A 15,039-nucleotide genomic window follows, 5' to 3' on the forward strand; every position below is an offset into this window, starting at 1 on the left:
CCTTCACGGAGTTCGCGGACTGCACTGGACTCTGGCCTCAGGGACTTCGACGGCTTGGCGGGCTTGATGGGTTCGGCGGGCTTGATGGGCTTGGCGGGCTTCTGGGATATCGATCGGTGATAGGGACGGACGCCGGTCCGGGCGGCCGGCCCGTGAGGGACCGCGGATGCGGCGGGCGGGAGGAGACGCGTGCCCACCGTCTCACTGCGGGGTGACGGACCCCGAGTACTCCCGGCTGATCGCGTCGGCCGTCCGCCGCACCAGCGGGAGCAGGGTGAGGAGTTCCTCCGCGGTGACCACGACGTTGGGCGCGGAGACCGACATCGCGGCGACGACCCTGCCCGCCGCGCCCCGGATGGGCGCGCCGATGCAGTTGATGGACTCCTCGTGGCCGCCGAGGTCGGTGGCCCACCCCTGTTCGCGCACGGCCACGAGTTCCCTCAGGAAGGCCGCCGCGTTCGGGGTCGAACGGGAGGTGTACAGGGGGTAGTCGAGCTTCTCGGCGATCAGCCGCCGCTCCGGCTCGGGCAGATCGGCGATGAGGAGCTTGGCCACGGCGGCGACGGTGATCGCGACGGGCTTGCCGATCCGCGAGTACATCCGTACGGGATACCGGCTCTCCACCTTGTCGATGTAGAGGACCTCGCTCTCCTCGTACACCGCGAGATGGACCGTGTGGCCGATCTGCTCATTGAGCGTGACGAGATGCGGATGCGCGATCTCACGGACGTCGAGGTTCTCGACGGCCTCCTGCGCGAGCGCGAACAGCCGGGCCCCGAGGCGGTAGCGCTGGTCCTGCTGGCGGTAGACGAGCCCGTGGTCGTGGAGCGTACGCAGCAGCCGCAGCGCGGTGGACTTGTGCACCCCGAGGCGCTGCGCGACCTGCCCGAGGTCGGCGGGGCCCTGGGCGAGCAGCGGCAGGATGCTGAGCGCGCGGTCGACGGTCTGGCTCATGGCGTACGTACCTCCTCCTCCACGGCTGAGGTCCAGCCGGGGCCGAGACGAAGTGTGCCCCAGGCCGTGTCGTCGAGCGCCACCAGGCGGTCGGCGTACGCCGTGGCGGGCGGGGCGCCGAGGTCCTCGGGCACCGTGAGGGCGGCGGCGGCCATGAGGTGCCCGTGGCGCAGCCGGTCGCGGACGGGGAGCGCGCGGAGGGTGGCGGAGAGATATCCGGCGGCGAAGGCGTCGCCCGCGCCGATGGGGGCGATCACCTCCACCCGGGGGGCGCTCACAAAGGTCACGGTGTCCACGGGCACACCGCCCGGTTCCGCCCCCGGCCGGGCGGGGCCGACCTGCTCCCGGGTGAAGACGGTCGCCCCCCGCGCCCCCTGCTTGACCACGACCGTCTCCGGTTCCGGCAGGGCCGCCCGGACCGCTTCCGCACCCCGTACTCCCCACGCGGCCTCTGCCTCGTCCTCGCCGACGAAGACGAGGTCGGCGCCCCGGGCGAGGTCGAGGAGAACCCCCGCGGCGCCGGGATCGGGCCACAGGCGGGGGCGGTGGTTGACGTCGAAGGAGACCAGCGGGCGGCCGGCGCGCGGGCGGGTGAGACGGCGCATCAGATCCAGGCAGTCGCCGGAGAGCGCGGCCGTGATGCCCGAGAGATGCAGCACGCGCGAGCCGGTGACATCGGCGTCGGGGACCGTGGCCGGGGACATCGCGGAGGCCGCCGAACCCGCCCGATAGTAGACGACCTCGTGCCCGTCCGACGAACGGTCGGTCGCGGTGCGGAAGTAGATCCCCGTGGGCCGCCAGGGATCACGGGCGACGGCGGAGGTGTCGACGCCGTACGCGGAGATCTCCCGGATCAGATGGTCGCCGAAGCCGTCCGAGCCGACCCGGCTGACCCACGTGGTCCGGTGTCCCGCGGCGGCGAGCGCGCACGCGACATTCGACTCGGCGCCGCCGATCGCGCGCGCGAAGGAGGGGACGTCGGCGAGGCGCCCCGGGCGGGAGGGAAGGAACGTGACCATGGACTCGCCGAGGCAGATCACCTCTGTGACGTCCGCGGCGGCGGATCCGGTCACGCTGCTCACCCTGGGGCTCCTCGCGGGGTCTGGGACCGCCGGGTCCATTGACCCGGCGCTGCGCCGGATGTTAGACAGCATTGAGCGATATGCGCAATGACCGTTGCATATCTTGCAACAGCCATACCAGAGGGAGACATGCATGGCCGCCGATCAGCCGGGCCGGCTCCGGTACGAGCGCGTCGATCACCGCTTCAAGGCGCTGCCCCCGGACGCCGACGGACTGACCGTCGCCGAGCTGGCGGCCCAGCGGCGCGATCTGTTCACCGGCGGCTTCACCACCCCCGTACTGGCACTCTCCGCCGAGGCCGTCGAGCACAATCTCGCCCTCCTCCAGACCTACTCCGAGCGCCACGGCCTCGCCTTCGCCCCGCACGGCAAGACCTCCATGTCTCCGCAGCTCTTCACCCGCCAGCTGGAGCGCGGCGCGTGGGGCATCACCGCGGCCGTACCCCACCAGGCCCGGGTATACCGCGCCCACGGTATCCAGCGGATCTTTCTGGCCAATGAGGTCGTCGACGCGGCCGCCCTGCGCTGGCTCGCCGGGGAGCTGGAGCGGGACCCCGACTTCCGCTTCATCTGCTACGTGGACTCCGTGCGCGGTGTCGAGCTGATGAACGAGGCCCTCACCGCGGCCGGACCGGTCCGCCCCCTGGATGTCGTCATCGAGCTGGGCGCGGGCGAGGGCGCCCGCACCGGGGTCCGCACCGAGGCGGAGTGCGCCGCCGTCGCCGACGCCGTCGCCGCGGCACCGGCCCTGCGGCTCGTGGGCGTCGCCGGGTACGAGGGCGAGGTCCCCGAGGCCGACGGCGAGAGCGTGCGCGCCTGGCTGCGCCGGCTGGTCGCGCTGGCCGTGGCCTTCGACGCGGAGGGCCGGTTCCGGGACGGCGACGACATCGTCGTCAGCGCCGGCGGCAGCGCCTGGTTCGACGCGGTCGCCGATGTGTTCGCCGAGATCCCGGCGCTGTCCCGCCCGGTGCTGCGGCTGCTGCGCTCGGGGGCGTACGTCTCGCACGACGACGGCCACTACCGCCGTCTCACCCCCTTCAACCGGGTCCCCGACGAGGGCTCCCTCCACAGCGCCCTGCGGCTGTGGGCCCAGGTCGTCTCCCGGCCGTCCGCCGAGCAGGCGTTCGTCAACGCGGGCAAGCGGGACGCCGCGTACGACCTCGATCTGCCCGAGGCCCAGGTCGTCCGCGACGCCCGCACCGGGGAGATCCGCCCGGCCACGGACATCGAGATCAGCGGCCTCTCGGACCAGCACGGCTGGGTCCGTACCGGCCCCGGCGCCGATCTGGAGGTGGGCGACTGGATCGGCATGGGTCTGTCCCACCCCTGCACCTCCTTCGACAAGTGGCAGCTGATCCCGCTGGTCGAGGCCGACGGCACGGTCACCGACTACCTCCGTACCTTCTTCTGACCGGGCCGGCCACCATGGATCTCCTCATCCGCGACGCCGGAGTCGTCGACGGCAGCGGCCGTGCCTCCTACCGCGCCGACGTCGGCGTACGGGACGGCCGTATCGCCGCCATCCGCCGCGAGGGCGACCCGCCGCTGTCCGGGACCCGTACCCTCGACGCCTCCGGTCTCGCCCTCGCCCCCGGCTTCATCGACATGCACGCCCACAGCGACCTCGCCCTGCTGCGCGACCCCGCGCACGAGGCCAAGGCCGCCCAGGGCGTCACCCTCGAAGTCCTCGGCCAGGACGGCCTGTCGTACGCCCCCGTCGACGACCGCACCCTCGACGGCGTCCGCCGCGCGATCAGCGGCTGGAACGGCGGCGGCCCCGGCGACACCTCCGTCGACTTCGACTGGCGGACCGTCGGCGAGTACCTCGACCGCCTCGACGAGGGCATCGCCGTCAACGCCGCCTATCTCATCCCGCAGGGCACGGTCCGGATGTACGCGGTCGGCTGGGAGGACCGCCCCGCCACCCCCGCCGAGCTGGACCGGATGCGCCGGCTCGTCGCCGAAGGGCTGGAACAGGGCGCGGTCGGCATGTCGTCCGGTCTGACCTACACCCCCGGCATGTACGCGCCCGACGCCGAACTGACGGAGCTGTGCCGGGTCGTGGCCGCCTACGACGGCTACTACTGCCCCCACCACCGCTCCTACGGCGCCGGGGCCCTCCAGGCGTACGAGGAGATGGTCCGGCTCACCCGTGAAGCGGGCTGCGCGCTGCATCTCGCCCACGCGACCATGAACTTCGGGGTGAACAAGGGGAAGGCGGGCGATCTGCTCGCCCTGCTGGACGACGCGCTCGCCCGGGGCGCCGACATCTCCCTCGACACCTATCCGTACACCCCCGGCTCCACCACGCTCGTGGCGACCCTGCCGAGCTGGGCGAGCGAGGGCGGTCCCGACGCGCTGCTGGCGCGGCTGCGGGACGAGGGGACGGCCGAGCGGATCCGCCACCATCTGGAGGTGACGGGCTCGGACGGCTGCCACGGTGTGCCGATGGACTGGGAGACGGTGGAGATCTCCGGGGTCGGCGACCCGGCGTTCGGCGCGTACGTCGGACGGACGGTCGAGCAGTCCGCGCGGGAACGCGGCGAGGCCCCCTGGGCGACCGCCCGGCGGCTGCTCGTCGAGGACCGGCTCGGCACGACGATCCTCCAGCACGTCGGCCACGAGGAGAACGTCCGGGCGATCATGCGCCACCGGGTGCACACCGGCGGCAGCGACGGCATCCTCCAGGGCGACAAGCCGCACCCGCGCGCCTACGGCACCTTCCCGCACTATCTGGGCCGGTACGCGCGCGAGCTGGGCATCCTCTCGCTGGAGGAGGCGGTCGCCCATCTCACCTCCCGCCCGGCCGCCCGGCTGCGGCTGCCCGACCGGGGGCTGGTGGCCGAGGGCTACCGCGCGGACCTCGTCCTCTTCGACCCGGCGACGGTGGCCGCGGGCTCGACCTTCGCCGCCCCGCGCACGCTCCCGGTCGGCATCCCCCATGTCCTGATCGACGGCCGTTTCGTGATCGAGGACGGCGCCCGGACGGATGTCCTCGCAGGCCGCTCGATCCGCCGCACCCCGGGCCGCGCCTGACGGAGAGCGCGGTACGGCTCCGGTGGACGCCCCTCGACGGGCGCGGGGGCGCGGGGCGCGGGGCGCGAGGCGACGGGGCAAGGACGGGTGGGAGCTCCGGGCGGGGTACGGGCAGGCGGGGACGGCCGACGCCTGCGGCGGGGACGGCCCACCGGCCGTGGGGCGACCGGCGTCCACGGGCGCGACCGGCCCACCGGCCGGGGCGACCGGGGTCGGTGAGCCCGGGGCTCCGGCGGCCTCCCGGGGCCGGGCCCGCGGTGGCCCCGGCCCCGGGACTCCACCGGTGCGGGGCGCCGTCGGGCCGGGCGGACGGGCGCGCCGCCGGTGGTCATGCGCCGGGCCGGATCCGGCCCGGCGGTGATCAGCCGGCCGGCAGAATCCGCCCGGCGGCATCCGTGAGGGGCGCGAGCATTCCGCCCGGCGGCGGCTTGACCAGATTCCGGTCGATCTCGCCGCCCGTGGTGGCGTTGCCACGGCCTCCGTGGTGCGACTCCGGGGCGGCGTGCGCGGCCGTACCGCCGCCGAGAGCCCAGACAGCCAGAGCGCAGATCAGCGCCGCTTTCCTGTAATCCGTCATGCAGAGCGCAACGGCACCGGGCCGCGCCGGGTCACGCTGGGAAGGCAGGGCGCGGGAGGCGGTCCGCACACGATTCGGCGATCAGTTTGCCTCTGATCCGTTACCACCTACGGGTTACGGCGTTGACACGAAGAAGGCCGCAAGTCGTGCGGCCGATGTTCTGATCTGCAAGGAGAACTGATGTCGCGTATCGCGAAGGCTGCTGCCGTCGTCGCCGGCTCGGGTGCCATCCTGGCGGGCGGCGCCGGTCTGGCCGCCGCTGACGCCGGAGCGCACGGTGCCGCCGCCCACTCCCCCGGCGTGCTCTCGGGCAACGTCCTCCAGGTGCCCGTGCACGTTCCGGTGAACGTCTGCGGCAACACCGTCAACGTGATCGCGCTGCTGAACCCGGCGTTCGGCAACACGTGCGTGAACGGCGGGGGCCACGGCGCCTACGGCCACTGAGCCACCTGTTCCGAGGGCCTCTTCTTCCGGATCCGTCCGGAAGAAGAGGCCCTCGGCCGTTCCCGCGTACAGACGCCAGCGGTTCGGCGCCCGCGCCCCCGTACCGCGCAAGAGCACAAGACCCCGCCCCGCGCGGACCGGTCCGGCGCGGGGCGGGGTGAGCTGGGCAGGTGCTCGGGCGGAAGGGGCCTCGGAGCCGCTTTCCCGGGCAGGCCGTACCGGCGCGGCCCGGGCGGGGGCGCTACTCGTAGCGGTAGTGGCGGGTGTGGTCCAGCAGCTCCGACGGCTTCACGCCCCACGGCGGCATCGGCTCGTCCAGCGCGAACACCCGCCCGTGCTGGGGATCGCCCTCGGGCAGCGGGGTGCGCGGGAGATAGCCGGAGCCGGGGTGCGCCCGCTGCCAGCGGATCCAGAGCAGGTCCATAAAGGCGTGGTGGAGCCAGAACACCGGATCGTTGGGCGAGGTCGCGCCCAGCATCAGTCCGCCCACCCAGCGGTGCACCCGGTTGTGGTTGCGCCACCGCTCGCTGCTTCCGGCGCTCCACCCCTCGATGGTGTTGCGGAACCCCGTGCGTGCGGTGGAGTCCCAGGGGGCCGCGTCGTAGTGCGGCTCCTCGATCGCCCTGGCCACATCGGCCTTCGTCGGCAGGGACACCGGATTCGACGGCCGGCCGAGATCGCGGGTGAGATAGCGGCCGTCGGTGACGCGCGAGTTGATGCGCCAGTTCCCGTTCGAGTACGCGAACGGCCCGGTCATCACCTGGCGGTCGCCCAGCCTGCCCGTACCGCCGAGGAAGTCGTCCGCCCACAGGGACGACGCGGGCGAGCCGTCCGTCGTCCAGTCCCAGTACGGAAGGGTCACGCCGGAGTCGACCTGCCGGAGCGCACGCTCGAACTCCAGCAGATAGCGGCGGTGCCAGGGAAAGAACGAGGGCGTCATATGAGCCGCCCTCGGGCTGTCCTCGGCGTCGGGGACGTAGAAGTCACCGTGCATCCTGACGAACTCGTCGTACCGCCCCGAACGCTTGAGCGCCAGCAGTGCGTCGACGAAACGTCTTTTCTCCGTACGGGTCAGATTCCGCTGGTTCTTGCGGGTGTACACCTGTGCCGTCCCTCCCGGTTTCCGTGGCTGTGCGGATCAGTGACCGTGCGACGGCGACATCGACAGCTGGGCGGCCCCCAGTTCGTCGACGGCGGCACGGGCCACCTCGCGCAGCGTCGGGAACGACTCGTAGTGGTTGACGAGGCTCAGATAGCTGCCGTCGGCCCGCCGCATGATGTGCAGCGGTCTGCCGTCGATCCGGACCTCGACACTCGGCGCGGCGGCGGGCCGTACGCCCCGCGGGTCGTACGCGCCCCCCGCGGGGACCATCACGGTGGCCGTGCCCTGGATATGACGGCCGCGGTACATCTCCGCGAACCGCTCCAGCTCCGGCGGGGAACCGGCCTTCACGGCGCGCGGCCCCGGCTCCCCCGCCTCCCCCGGCAGCACCGCCGGGGCCTGATCCCCGTTCCCGAGAAGGGGTACGAGCGCCCCCGCCGTCCCCGCGACGACACCGGAGGTGAACAGCGCGCGCAGCGCGATCCGGCGGGTGACCCGGCGGGGCGCGTGACGGTCGGGGAATCGCATGGGGGCCGCCCTTTCGACATAGCCGTGCATCGACCCTGTCAACGAGACGACGGCGAAAGGGTTCCTCTAACGGGTGGCCGGTCGTACGACATTCATTCCACCGACCGTCGTTCCGCGGGCCCGCCGGGCGGGGCCGGGGGCGGGCCCGCGGACCGGTGACCGATGACCGGTGCCCGGTCGGCGCAGCGCCCGGACTGCGGTTTGGTGACCGGTCAGCGCAGGTCCAGACCCGCGGCCGGGGTGCCGGTCAGCGCCGGGGTGAGCACGGCGGCCTCCGGGAGCACCGGCTCGGGCTGCCCGAAGAGTTCGGGCCGCGGGGCGGAGAGCGGCGCGCCCAGCGAGGCGCCGGGGGTGGTCAGCCGGGTGTCCGGGGCCTCGACGGCCGCGCGGGCGAGGCCGAGGGCCCCCTCGCCGAGCGGGTTCTCCAGGGGGAGGTCCAGGGCCGTCCTGGGCAGTTCGCCGGTGACCGGTACCCGGGGCAGCGCCTGCTCCGGCAGCATCCGCCCGGTGACATGACGCGGGCCCTCGGGCGCACCGGGGACGGGCACCGGAACGCCCGTGCTCAGCGCCGGAGCCTCCAGCGGCAGGACCGTCTCCAGGCTCTCCAGCGGCAGGGTGACCGGCACGGAGGCAGCGGCGGCCGCGGGCGCCGCCGCGACCGCCGACGCCATACAGGCCATGAGTGCCGCGAGAGATCCTCGGGTGGTCGACTTCATCGGTGGGTGTGTCCCCTCTTGGTTGACGGCTGTCGCGTACACGCGACGGCTGCCTGGGAGAACGAGCCGGACGGCCGGACGCGGGCCGCATTCCCCCGAACGCAGCAACGCCCGTGTTGACGCGCCCTTCCCATGTCACCCGAAGGTGCGGCGAAGAGCGGGAATTCACCGCGTTCCGGGTGGTTCCGGCCGCCCGCTCCCCTCCGGCCGGGTGAGCATGGCGGCGAGCCCTCAGGAGGTTTGGTCATGGAAATCCCCGTACAGGCGTCCCCGCCGCGGGTGGAGGACGTGGATCTCGCCGATCCGTCGTTCTGGGAGCTGCCGCGCGCACGGCGGCTGGAGTCGTTCGCGCGGCTGCGCGCTCTCGGTGCCCCCGCCCGCTTCGGTTCCGGGCCCGGCTTCCACGCCCTCGTACGGCACGCGGACGTCCGGGAGGCGAGCCGCAGGCCCGGGGAGTTCGCCAGCGCCCCCGGGGTCACCACGCCCGAACCGGCCGCCTGGGCCAAAGCCCTCTTCGGCAACTCCATGGTCAACCTGGACGGCGCCGAGCACGCGGCCCTGCGCAAGATCGTCTTCCGCGCCTTCACTCCGCGGCTGCTGTCCGCGGCGGAGGACAATGTGCGGGCGGTCGCCGCCCGTATCGTCGACGAGGTGGTCCGTGACGGGCCGGGGGACTTCGTGGCGTCCGTCGCCTCCCGTATGCCGTTCGAGATCATCTGCGATCTCATGGGCATCCCCGGGTCCCGGCGGACGGAGATCGCCCGCAGCGTCGACGAGGCGTCGGAGAACGTGGGGGTCGCCCGGCGGAGACTGCGGGTCCCGGGGCGCGGACTGCGGGCGCTGGCCCGTATGCAGCTGATGATGGCGAAGCTGGCGCGTGAGCGGCGCCGGGAGCCGGAGGACGACCTCATCTCGGCGCTGGTGTGCGCCGACATCGACGGCGAGGCCCTCTCCTCGCGCGAACTCGGCGCCTTCTTCTCCCTGTTGCTGGTGGCGGGCGTGGAGACCACGCGCAACGCCATCGCGCACGGCCTGGCACTGCTGACGGACCACCCCGGCCAGTACGGTCTGCTGGCCGCCGACTTCGCGCGGTACGCGGACGGCGCGGTGGACGAGATCGTCCGCCACTCGACGCCGATCATCCAGTTCCGCCGTACGGTCGTGGCCGAGTGCGAGCTCGGCGGGCGGGTGTTCCGCCCCGGCGAGAAGGTGGTGCTGTTCTACGCGTCGGCCAATCGCGACGAGGCGGTCTTCGAGAACCCGGACGCCTTCGACATCACCCGGGCCCCCAACCCGCACCTGGGGTACGGAGGCGGTGGCCCCCACTACTGCCTGGGGGCGCATCTGGCCCGGCAGGAGATGAAGGCGCTCTTCCACGAGCTGCTCACCCGCACCCGCGGCCTCCGAGCCCTCGCCCCGCCCACCCTGGTCGACTCCAGCTTCGACAACCGCGTCGGCGCGCTCCCGTTCACCTTCACCCCGCTGCCCCGGACGGCCTCTTCCGCTCCGAAGGCCACCCCTGCCGAGGGCCCGGCCGCCAGTCGGGCCGGTGGTCCGGCTCCGGTCCGCCGGCCGGCGGCCCCGGGCCTGCCGGGGACTGAGGCCGGAGCCTGAGAACGGCCCGGGGCAGGGTCCGGGCAGGCGGCCCGGCGGGGCGCGGAACCATGAACCGCTCCACCCCGGGCCCGGACGTCACCGCAGCTGGGTCACCCGCAGCAGGACATGCGCCGCGCTGTTCAGCGTCTCGTCGTCGCCGAGGAACGCGTGGAGCGTCTCCTCGGAGACCGGCTGCCCCGGCACCCCCTGCGGCCAGGGACGGCTCGCCACGACGAGGTGGACCCGGCCCCCCGCTTCCGCCGCCGCCAGCCACTCGGGAGGGGCCACGCACTGCGCGCTCAGATACGGCATGTTGAGCACCGCCTGCCCGCCCTCCACCAGCACCCGGATCGGGGAGCTCCCGGCCGTCTCGGTGGCGTCGGACATCGCGCCCGCCTTCAGACCGGATTCCCCGATCATTCCCAGCAGGGCCGCCGTGCACGCTTCCGGGCCCCCGTCCCCGTCGCCGCAGGAGTAGACGAGGAGGAACGGTGTGTCGTGCCCGGCTTCGGGGTCGCCGGTCCAGGCGAGCATCGAAAGGGTGCCCAAATGGCTGCGCTGTACGGTCTTTTTGGTGGAATTCGCTGTGGTCATGGTTCGGCACCCTAATGCCCTGCCGGCCCGGGCAACCGTCCGCATTCACCTGGACGGGGGATGTTTCAGCTGCCAGGTGACGGATGAATTCCCCAGCGTGCAGTGGAATTTCACGATGTCCGCGTCTTCGGGGACTTCGAAGACGAGCCAGCCCTGCACCTGTTCACCCACCGCCAGGGTGTTCCATTCCAGCGGAAGTCCGGTGGTGATCGCCCCGGAATCGACCGCCGGATAGCGGTTCCCTTTCCCATCGGTGACCCATGCCTTGCCGCGGCTCGTGTCATGGAGTTTGCCGCCCACGTTCACGAGGGCGACCTCCACGCCGTACCGGCGCTTCCCGGCCGCGGATACGGGCCGTGGCCCCTTGGCCGGGTGGACGGCGATCGCCGGGTCGACGGCGGAGCGTACGGAGATCCGCAGACGTTCACCGAAGGCACGCCCCCCGAACTCGGCCGTTTCACCGATCCAGGCCGTCCGCCCGGAGCCCGGCTTCTCGTCGGCTGCCGCCACCGGGGCGCCCGCCGCACCGGGTTCCGCTCCGGCCGGGGCGCCCGGGCCCTGACAGCCGGTGGCCGCCGTCGCGAGCGCCGACAGCAGCAGCGCGGATGCCAGGTGTCGCATGGGTCGGTCCCCTCAGACAGGCCGTTTTCCGTATCATCACGCCCTCTCCCGCCAAAAGCCGCCACCTGAGCGACCGTCGGGCACCGTGTCGCGGATCGTGCACCCCAACGAGCGACCAGCGCACGCGAGAAGACGGCGAACCGGCGCGCCGACCGGCCGCGATCCGGCGCGCGCCGTACGTCGCGGCCGGTGCGGTGGCCCGGGCCCGTGCGCGGGAGTGCGCCCCGTATCCCTCGAAAAACCGTTCCTGCTGTCCCCCGGGGCCGGCCTCCCGCAGTGACTTCGTCCCCCGGGCTCCCGTTGGCTGTCATATGGCAAGGACAACTTCGCCTGCCCGATGGCAGCGCGTCCAGACATTCCCGGCTCCGCACGCGACCACGAGCAGATACGGGGAGCACGCTTCCCACCCCGGCCAAGTGCCCTCCGACGAGTCCCCGATCTACGCGGAACTGGTACGTCAATGGGCCTCGGCGGGCCGCACTCTGCCGGGGGCGACCGACCTGGAGTGGACCCGGCTCGTCCGGTTCCCGCCACCGCAGGCGGCCCCTCCCGACGCCTTCGGCCCGCAACCCCCTTACCGCGGCCGGCTCCACCTCAACCGGCACCCGGTCTGACGGCCCGGGGGCCGCCGTGGTGCGGCCCGTCGACCGCGCCACGGCAGGTGGTACGCCTCCGGGTCAGCCCTCCCGTACCGGCTGACGCCCCTCGGCCGATGTCGCCGCCGGGGCCTCGGGAGTCGCGGACATCGCGGGAACCTCAGGGGCCGCGGTTCCGGCCGGAATCGACCCAGCCGGAGTCGACCCAGCCGGAGTCGGTGCGCTGGAGACCGATGTGGCCGGGACCGGGCCCCCGGGGCGCGGCAGCCGGGGTACGGCACCCGCCCGCAGCCTCCGGCGCACCCCGGCCACCAGCCGCCGGGCGGTGAACGTCGCCCCGTACACAAAGCGCATGGACGGCCCGAACGACGGCGCGGTCAGCAGCCCCGCGAAGAACAGCCCCGGAGCCGAGGACTCGAACCCGGCGCTCAGCTCCGGCGCCCGGGTCCCGGCGACCGTGCCGAGCGCCGAGCGGAGCGGCGCGTCCAGCAGGGCCAGCCGGTCGAGGTCCGGGACGAACCCGGTCGCGGCGACGACATGGTCGGTGTCGACGGTCTCGGTGCCCCCGCCGGGGGTGTTCAGCGTCAGCCGCAGCCGGCCGCCGGCGGTCTCGGCACCGCGCAGGCTGTGACCGAGCAGCGCGGGCACCCGGCTCTCGTACCGCTCCCTGAGCCACCACGCTCCCGCCGGGCCGAGGGCCGTGCGCGCGATATGAGCGCGGGTGCTCGCGGGCAGTCTCCGTACGGCCCAGGGGATCTCCGACCAGACCCAGCTGGTCCAGCCGGTGCCGAGGCCGCTGTGCGGGGTCCGCAGCGAACGGAGCGGTCCGCGTTCGAGGGGCTGGGGCGTGGTGTTCCAGTTCAGGCGGTCCGTACGGGCCACCAGCCGTGGCCGGGCCCCCTGTTCGGCGAGCAGGGTCGCGGTCTCCAGCGCCGCCTGGCCCGCGCCGACGACGGTGACGTCCTTGCCCCGGAAGCCGCCGAGGTCGCCGTGGCCGCTGCTGTGGGTCACCCAGCGCGAGGGCAGTCCGGCCAGTGCCTCGGGGAGGTGGACGAACGGCATCACCCCCACGGCGAGGACGACCGTACGGGCGGCGACGCTCCCGCCGTCGGCGGTCTCCACCCGGAAGCCGCCGTCGGCGGGCGTGACCAGGGTGACGGTCCGTTCGTCGATGTCCGGGACCGCGTGCCGCGCGAACCAGAGGCCGTAGTCGGTGAACGCCCCGATCGGGAGCGGACTGCCGTGGACGGTCTCGAAACCGCGTTCCGCGCCGAAGCGGGCGAGGGTGTGCGCGGCGGCCGGGTCGGAGAGGTTCGACGACCAGGGCTCCGACTTGAGGAACATGCCGTCCGGCATATGGTCGCGCCAGGACGCCATCGCCCGGCCGAAGACCTTGGGGCTCAGCCCGGCCGCCGCCGCGTGGGCCGCGATGGACAGCCCGTAGGGACCGGCGCCGATGACTGCCACGTCGTACATGTGTGTTCCTTTGCGCGAGGGCTCCGGAGGGGTGGAGGGCTCCGGGGCCGGGAGGGTCTGGAGGGTGGGTTCGGTGAGGGGCGCCGAGGTGCGACGGCCGCGGGCGGTACGGATCAGGGGACCGAGGGGGCGTCCGGTCCGGGGACGTCAGCGGATGGTTCGGATCTGCGTTGTTCGGGGCCGCGTTGTCCAGGTCCTGGTTGTTCGGGTTCCGGTGGTTCAGGTCCCGGAGGCGCGGTCGGTGGCGCGGTCGCCGGTGTCGGAAGTACTGTCGGCGGGCTCGCGCTGCCGGGGCGGTGCCCCGGCCACGGGTACCCCCGTGCCGCGCGCGGCACGGGCGGCCGTCCGGACCCGGTGCACGGCCTTCGCCAGCCCCCGCCCGAGCCAGGCCCGGGTCATCGCGAGGAACGGCAGCGGATCGTCGCCCGCGAACCACGCCGTCTCCACGCCTTCCCCACGGGCCACCGGCCGCCGGGGTTCCGGCCTTGTGTCCCGAACCCCGGGACCTCTGTCCCGTACGGAGACCACCGCCGACAGCAGCGCGTAGTTCTCCGCGACGAACACCCGCCCCGGCCGGTCCGAACGGCGCGGCACCCGCTGCCCGGTGAGATCGAGATACAGGGCCCGTACGACATCGAGGCCGCCGGGATCGGTGAACAGCCGGAACTGCGCGCCCGGCCGGGGGTTGGCGTCGAGGAGCCGGTACGTGCCCGCCGCAGCGTCACGCCGGAAGTCGAGGTCGAGGATGCCCTGGTAGCCGACATGGGAGACCAGCCGCAGCGCGGCCTCCTCGATCTCGGGGTTGGGGTGCCAGCGGCCCTTGGCGGTGAGCCCCGTGCGCGTCGGCCACGACAGCTCCTTGCGCCCGCTGCCGCCCGCGAGACACACCGGGCCGTCGCCGGAGAAGTAGCCGTGGAAGAACCAGTCGGTGTGCGGCGCGTCCGGCAGATAGCGCTGGAGGAGCAGCCGGCTCCCGGCGGTCCGGCCCCGTTCATGCAGCGCGCGGGCCGCCGCGGGGGAGGTCACCAGGGTGGTGCTGCGCAGCCCGGTGGCCGGGGTCAGCAGCCAGGGGTGGCTCCACTTCGCCACCAGCGGCAGGCCCAGCCTCCGTACCGCGTCGGCGGCTTCGGCGGGGGTGTCCGGGACGACCGTCTCCGGGTGCGCGATGCCCGCCCCCGCGCACAGGTCCGCGAGTTGGGCCTTGTCTGCGAGGCGGCCCGGCAGTCCGGCGGGCAGTTCGGGAAGGAGATAGCGCTCCCTGAGCCGCGGTGCGTGGGCCGCGGTGTGGATCGCGCTCAGATCGTCCATGGCGATCAGCACCGCGCGCCGCCCGATACGGTCCGAGACCCGCAGCAGCATCTCCGTGAACGCCCCGGCCTCGTCCGCCCCGCGGGTCCTCGGGTGTGCCCGGTGCAGATAGCGGGAGCGGGCCACGGGGCTGGCGGCCGACTCGACCACGGCGTGCACCTCGACGCCCGCCCGGCCCAGCGATCTGACGGCCCCGAGGGTGCCGTGGTGAAAGGGATTCCGGTCGAGGCGCAGCACCAGCGCGGGAACGCGGGCGTCGAATGCCTCCACCGCGCGCTTTGCGTCCTGTGGGTCCGGTGAGACCTCTGAGTTCTGTGCGTCCCGTGCACCCCTTACATCGCGTGCGTCTTTTGTGTCCCTTACGTCGAACGGTGGCATCAACGTCACAACTTTCACCTGGATGGACCTG

General features: G+C 73.4%; 15 protein-coding genes. 5 read left to right on the top strand and 10 right to left on the bottom strand.

The genetic code is table 11. From position 1 onward, the window contains the following. Nucleotides 1–201 precede the first annotated feature (201 nt). Nucleotides 202–954, bottom strand: a complete 753-nt coding sequence (locus ACIBCM_RS20140) for an IclR family transcriptional regulator (RefSeq protein WP_399245000.1) — start codon at nt 952–954, stop codon at nt 202–204. Beyond that, nucleotides 951–2,027 carry a sugar kinase gene (locus ACIBCM_RS20145; protein WP_399245348.1) on the bottom strand — a complete coding sequence of 359 codons (1,077 nt, stop codon included), beginning with the start codon at nt 2,025–2,027 and terminating at the stop codon, nt 951–953. Before ACIBCM_RS20145 ends, ACIBCM_RS20140 begins: the two co-directional genes overlap by 4 nt. A gap of 142 nt (nt 2,028–2,169) precedes the next feature. Between ACIBCM_RS20145 and ACIBCM_RS20150 the strand changes: the two genes are divergently transcribed. After that, nucleotides 2,170–3,447 carry an amino acid deaminase gene (locus ACIBCM_RS20150; RefSeq protein ID WP_399245002.1) on the top strand — a complete coding sequence of 426 codons (1,278 nt, stop codon included), beginning with the start codon at nt 2,170–2,172 and terminating at the stop codon, nt 3,445–3,447. Between the two features lie 14 nt (nt 3,448–3,461). Then, the gene (locus tag ACIBCM_RS20155) at nt 3,462–5,072 is read left to right on the top strand and encodes an amidohydrolase family protein (RefSeq protein WP_399245004.1); all 1,611 of its coding nucleotides are present in this window, start codon (nt 3,462–3,464) and stop codon (nt 5,070–5,072) included. A 361-nt stretch (nt 5,073–5,433) separates the two neighbouring features. On the opposite strand, the gene ACIBCM_RS20160 is transcribed toward ACIBCM_RS20155, so the two are convergent. Further along, complete coding sequence (locus ACIBCM_RS20160; RefSeq protein ID WP_399245006.1) at nt 5,434–5,649, bottom strand: hypothetical protein; 216 nt, start codon at nt 5,647–5,649, stop codon at nt 5,434–5,436. 180 nt (nt 5,650–5,829) lie between these two features. On the opposite strand from ACIBCM_RS20160, the gene ACIBCM_RS20165 reads away from it, so the two are divergent. Then, complete coding sequence (locus tag ACIBCM_RS20165) at nt 5,830–6,093, top strand: chaplin (protein ID WP_399245008.1); 264 nt, start codon at nt 5,830–5,832, stop codon at nt 6,091–6,093. Between the two features lie 241 nt (nt 6,094–6,334). Here ACIBCM_RS20165 and ACIBCM_RS20170 read toward each other — a convergent pair whose 3' ends face one another. The 3 genes from ACIBCM_RS20170 to ACIBCM_RS20180 all read right to left on the bottom strand — a co-directional run bounded on the left by ACIBCM_RS20170 (nt 6,335) and on the right by ACIBCM_RS20180 (nt 8,439). Further along, the gene (locus ACIBCM_RS20170; protein WP_399245010.1) at nt 6,335–7,195 is read right to left on the bottom strand and encodes a tyrosinase family protein; all 861 of its coding nucleotides are present in this window, start codon (nt 7,193–7,195) and stop codon (nt 6,335–6,337) included. A gap of 36 nt (nt 7,196–7,231) precedes the next feature. Further along, nucleotides 7,232–7,723, bottom strand: coding sequence for a tyrosinase family oxidase copper chaperone (locus tag ACIBCM_RS20175; protein WP_399245012.1), 492 nt, complete (start codon nt 7,721–7,723; stop codon nt 7,232–7,234). Nucleotides 7,724–7,935: 212 nt separating this feature from the next. Beyond that, nucleotides 7,936–8,439: a hypothetical protein gene (locus tag ACIBCM_RS20180; RefSeq protein ID WP_399245014.1), complete on the bottom strand. Its 504-nt coding sequence runs from the start codon at nt 8,437–8,439 to the stop codon at nt 7,936–7,938. A gap of 246 nt (nt 8,440–8,685) precedes the next feature. Here ACIBCM_RS20180 and ACIBCM_RS20185 point away from each other — a divergent pair, with 246 nt between their 5' ends. Continuing rightward, nucleotides 8,686–10,053, top strand: a complete 1,368-nt coding sequence (locus ACIBCM_RS20185) for a cytochrome P450 (protein ID WP_399245016.1) — start codon at nt 8,686–8,688, stop codon at nt 10,051–10,053. Between the two features lie 78 nt (nt 10,054–10,131). Here ACIBCM_RS20185 and ACIBCM_RS20190 read toward each other — a convergent pair whose 3' ends face one another. Further along, the gene (locus ACIBCM_RS20190; RefSeq protein WP_399245018.1) at nt 10,132–10,629 is read right to left on the bottom strand and encodes a DUF5949 family protein; all 498 of its coding nucleotides are present in this window, start codon (nt 10,627–10,629) and stop codon (nt 10,132–10,134) included. A 45-nt stretch (nt 10,630–10,674) separates the two neighbouring features. Further along, nucleotides 10,675–11,250 carry a DUF4352 domain-containing protein gene (locus tag ACIBCM_RS20195; RefSeq protein ID WP_399245020.1) on the bottom strand — a complete coding sequence of 192 codons (576 nt, stop codon included), beginning with the start codon at nt 11,248–11,250 and terminating at the stop codon, nt 10,675–10,677. Between the two features lie 416 nt (nt 11,251–11,666). Between ACIBCM_RS20195 and ACIBCM_RS20200 the strand changes: the two genes are divergently transcribed. Next, nucleotides 11,667–11,864 carry a hypothetical protein gene (locus ACIBCM_RS20200; RefSeq protein WP_399245022.1) on the top strand — a complete coding sequence of 66 codons (198 nt, stop codon included), beginning with the start codon at nt 11,667–11,669 and terminating at the stop codon, nt 11,862–11,864. Nucleotides 11,865–11,927: 63 nt separating this feature from the next. Here the strand turns inward: ACIBCM_RS20200 and ACIBCM_RS20205 are convergent, their stop codons facing one another. Together ACIBCM_RS20205 and ACIBCM_RS20210 are read right to left on the bottom strand one after the other, a co-directional pair. Further along, complete coding sequence (locus ACIBCM_RS20205; RefSeq protein ID WP_399245023.1) at nt 11,928–13,322, bottom strand: NAD(P)-binding domain-containing protein; 1,395 nt, start codon at nt 13,320–13,322, stop codon at nt 11,928–11,930. A gap of 219 nt (nt 13,323–13,541) precedes the next feature. After that, the gene (locus tag ACIBCM_RS20210) at nt 13,542–14,900 is read right to left on the bottom strand and encodes an ATP-grasp domain-containing protein (RefSeq protein ID WP_399245025.1); all 1,359 of its coding nucleotides are present in this window, start codon (nt 14,898–14,900) and stop codon (nt 13,542–13,544) included. Nucleotides 14,901–15,039: the final 139 nt, after the last annotated feature.

The organism is Streptomyces sp. NPDC051018 (genome assembly GCF_044456085.1).
Classification (GTDB): Bacteria; Actinomycetota; Actinomycetes; order Streptomycetales; family Streptomycetaceae; genus Streptomyces.